Origin of the sequence: Tabrizicola sp. (genome assembly GCF_051645465.1) — a bacterium.
In the GTDB taxonomy this organism is placed as follows: domain Bacteria; phylum Pseudomonadota; class Alphaproteobacteria; order Rhodobacterales; family Rhodobacteraceae; genus Tabrizicola.
Map to the genome: position 1 here is coordinate 1 of NZ_JBOFBI010000136.1, position 3,307 is coordinate 3,307.

The 3,307-nt window shown below is 62.7% G+C and carries 3 protein-coding genes; 1 reads left to right on the top strand and 2 read right to left on the bottom strand.

What is annotated here, in order from left to right:
* Positions 1-338: 338 nt before the first annotated feature.
* Complete coding sequence (locus ACRCSW_RS08345) at positions 339-1,313, bottom strand: LysR family transcriptional regulator (protein ID WP_438704161.1); 975 nt, start codon at positions 1,311-1,313, stop codon at positions 339-341.
* Between the two features lie 214 nt (positions 1,314-1,527).
* On the opposite strand from ACRCSW_RS08345, the gene ACRCSW_RS08350 reads away from it, so the two are divergent.
* Complete coding sequence (locus ACRCSW_RS08350; protein WP_438704163.1) at positions 1,528-2,739, top strand: MFS transporter; 1,212 nt, start codon at positions 1,528-1,530, stop codon at positions 2,737-2,739.
* On the opposite strand, the gene ACRCSW_RS08355 is transcribed toward ACRCSW_RS08350, so the two are convergent.
* Positions 2,714-3,307: HD domain-containing protein (locus ACRCSW_RS08355; RefSeq protein ID WP_438704165.1), on the bottom strand; the 594-nt coding region annotated here is incomplete at its 5' end. The genes ACRCSW_RS08350 and ACRCSW_RS08355 overlap by 26 nt on opposite strands.

Consider the following 3,307-nt stretch of genomic DNA (forward strand, 5'->3'; position numbering starts at 1 on the left):
TGAAGACGATCTCGCCGTCCTCGGTGATCCCATGGACTTGAAAGATGTTCTTGGCCAGATCAAGGCCAATTGTTGTAACCTGCATTGGGTAGCTCCTCTCATCAGCAGTTAACAGCAACTGCACTATGGCGCATCGCGACGCCGCGGGGAGCAGGAGCTATCCACCCCATCCGCTTCGGGTCAGCCGCATTGCGGCATCCCATCATAGCTGAGCGTCGGCTCAGGGCCGATCGATTCGGCTAGTCACATGTAGGGATGCAAAACTCTCTTTGCACCACATTCGTCGCTTGTCTGGTGCAGTGTCATCTTCGCAGCAGGAGGTCCCGTAGTAAGGTGTGTCAAGTGGCTTCTTGTGGGACTTCTGCCCTGACGCCCTTTGCCCGCGTCGTTCTCAAGACACCGACAAAGCGCTCAAGTAGAGGGCTGAGGTTGCGGCTGCTCCAAAAGGCAGAGACTTCACATGTTGATAGAGGAGGATCCGTGGAGCGTAGAGCCACCTGGGGGCCAAGATTGACTGTGTCACGGCAGATCAGGCACGCGCCGACACCTGCGGCGGCCAACTCGATCTGCGCAAGCGCATGCACAACATCGGTATGGATGATCCGAGGGGACGGGCACAATGCTTGGATCGCAGCAAGGTGCCGATCATAATGCCCTTCATGCGCCGCGCGCGGTAACAGGATGAATTCGATGTTCCGGCAATCGTCCGACGTCAGAATTGCTTTGGCGGCCAAGGGATGGGCAGCAGAGAGGCAAAGCTCGAACGTCCCTGACCATACCATGTGATGCCGGATTTCGGACGGGAAACGCACCGGTGTAGGCAGCGACAGAAAAGCCACGTCTAGCCTTCCCGCGATCAGGCTTTCCGCCAACTCGCGCGCATGCATCTCGGCGAAGTGCACCGGGCTGTTGGGAAAAGCTGCGCGAAACCGCGCCAGAAGGGCGGTGATTGCCGGGTAGGACAGAAAGGCGGGAAGGCCGATCCTGAGCGGCCGCTCTTCGGTATGGGTCAATGCGGCTTCAACGCCTTGCCCCAGTGCGTCCAGCACAAGATTCGCGCAGGCGACGAAGTCTGCGCCTGCTTCGGTCAAGCCGAAGCGGCGGCTGTCGCGCTGGATCAACGCGACGCCGAGGGTCTGCTCCAGGAGCTTGATCTGCTGGCTGAGGGTGGGTTGCGACACGGCCAGCGCCTCGGCCGCGCGGCCGAAATTCTTCTTTCGGGCAAGTTGGGTCAGATAGTGCAATTGCCGAAGGCTGAGCCCGCGCAGCTTGCGTCGAACATCGGGACCGAGATCGTTGTGGTGGGTTGGCATGATGGTTCAGCCGGAATGGCGGCAGCCTAGGGATAGTGTCGCAATGTAAAGCCAGTGCGACAGAGACGGACTACCGGGGTGAGGTTCGCGTCGGGTAATCGCGCATTGTTCGATCCTATGTGACAGCCCTGCTTATGAAGGCCCAGACTGTAGGTGCGCCGCCCGAGCCACCCGGTTCAGTGTGCCAGGCTTTCTTGCGCAGAAAGGACGCTGGGTGCAGCCTCAGACCGGTTCGGGACAGCCATCGGCCGGAACAGGCGGCTGGAAGGCTGTCATCCTGCTTTGGGCGGCGGGTGTGTGTGCGGCATTCCAGTTCGCCAAGGTCGGCGTTGCTTTCCAGCCGCTCGCAGAGGTACTGGACGTCGGCCCGGAAGCGGTTGGCGCGCTGATGGGGGCCGCGGGGACCGCCGGTGTGGTTCTGGGACTGGCGGGTGCCGGTCTGGCCAGCAGGCTGGGTCTTGGTCGCGTGTTGCTTTGGGCCTTGGCCATTGCGGCGGTTTTGTCCCTGATCGAGGCGCTGATGACCGCCTACCCGATCTTCTATGTGCTGCGGTTGCTGGAGGGCGTGACGAACCTCTTCATCGTGATCGCGGCACCCAGTCTGATCGTGCAGCAGGCGCCGCGCCGTCATCTTGCCATCGCGCTCGGGCTTTGGAGCACGTTCTACGGGGTGGCCTTTGCACTGGCCGCCGTCATGGCGTGGCTGCTTTTGGATCCCTTCGGCCCGAAAAGCCTGTTGGTGGTGCATGCCGGGCTTTGCCTGGTTGTGCTGGCATTGTTGCGGCCGCTTCTTCGATCCGGCCGCCAGGTGTTGGGCAGGTGGCAGGACGTCTTCGCGGCGTTCAGCCCTGCGGCACATGCGGTCGCCTACAGTCGCCCGCGGATATTCCTTCCCGGCGTGGTCTTTCTGTTCCACGCTGCCGTCTATGTTGGCCTAATCGTCTTTCTGCCGCCGCTGGCACCGACAGCGGCCACCGTGAAGGTGCTTGCGGTGTCGATGCCGACGGCGGCCTTTTTGGGAACGCTGCTTTCGGGGTTTGTCGTGCGTGGGCGAAGCGCTGCATCAGGACGCTGGCTGGTCGCGGGGTTTGTCTTTGCCTTTGTTCAGAGCCTTGCCCTTGGTGCCGGCGTGCCGGGATGGGTGTTCGCGGCCATTGGCACACTCATCGCCCTGACGATGGGGGTCATTCAGGGGCTGGTGTTCATACTTGTCCCCTATCTGGCGCAGGGACCGGACGAGGAGGCTCTGGGATTCGGGGTGATCGTGCAGACCGGCGGTCTGGCCAACATGGCGGGCCCGCCGGTCTTTGCCGCGCTGGTCGCCGGGGATGGTCGCGCGGGCCTGATGTGGGGTGTCGCGGTTTGTCTGGGCCTTGGCGGTGTGGCGGCTTGGTCGGGCCTCAGGCGTCTTCGAGTTCGTCCCTGAGCTGGCGGAGATATGAGCGTAGAAACCCGATCCGGCTTTGGGCGAGGGCGCGCGCGGAATCGGTGTTCATGCCATCGGGCAGCTTGAAGAGCTTGATTTCGAAGTGGTCGAGCGCGAACTGCCGGTCATCCAGCGGCCGGGTCTGCGCGAACGGATCGTCCTGATCGAAGAGCTGCGATCCGAGGCTGCCCGCGATGTAGAAAAGCCGCGCGATCCCGATGGCGCCGAGCGCATCGAAACGGTCGGCATCCTGCAGGATTTGGGCCTCGATGGTTTCTGGCGGGATTCCGGCGGAAAAGCTGTGTGCCTCGATCGCGTGGCAGACGGCGTCAATCTGGTCTGTAGTCATCTCAAGCTCGGCCAGGAGCGGCCGGGCGGCCTTGGCCGACAGGCGTGATGCCTGGGCACGGTCAGGATGGGATTTGGGCAGGTTTACCAGATCGTGCAGGTAGGCCGCCGCGATCAGGATGTCGTGATCTCCGCGCCGTTCACGCGCGGCGATCTGCAGCGCGATGCGTTTCACGCGGCGCAGGTGCGACAGATCGTGGCTTCCGTCTGACAGGTCCGC

Coding starts and splice junctions, on each gene's coding strand:
- ACRCSW_RS08345 (WP_438704161.1), bottom strand. CDS start 1,313: ATGCCAACCCACCACAACGATCTCGGTCCCGATGTTCGACGCAAGCTG.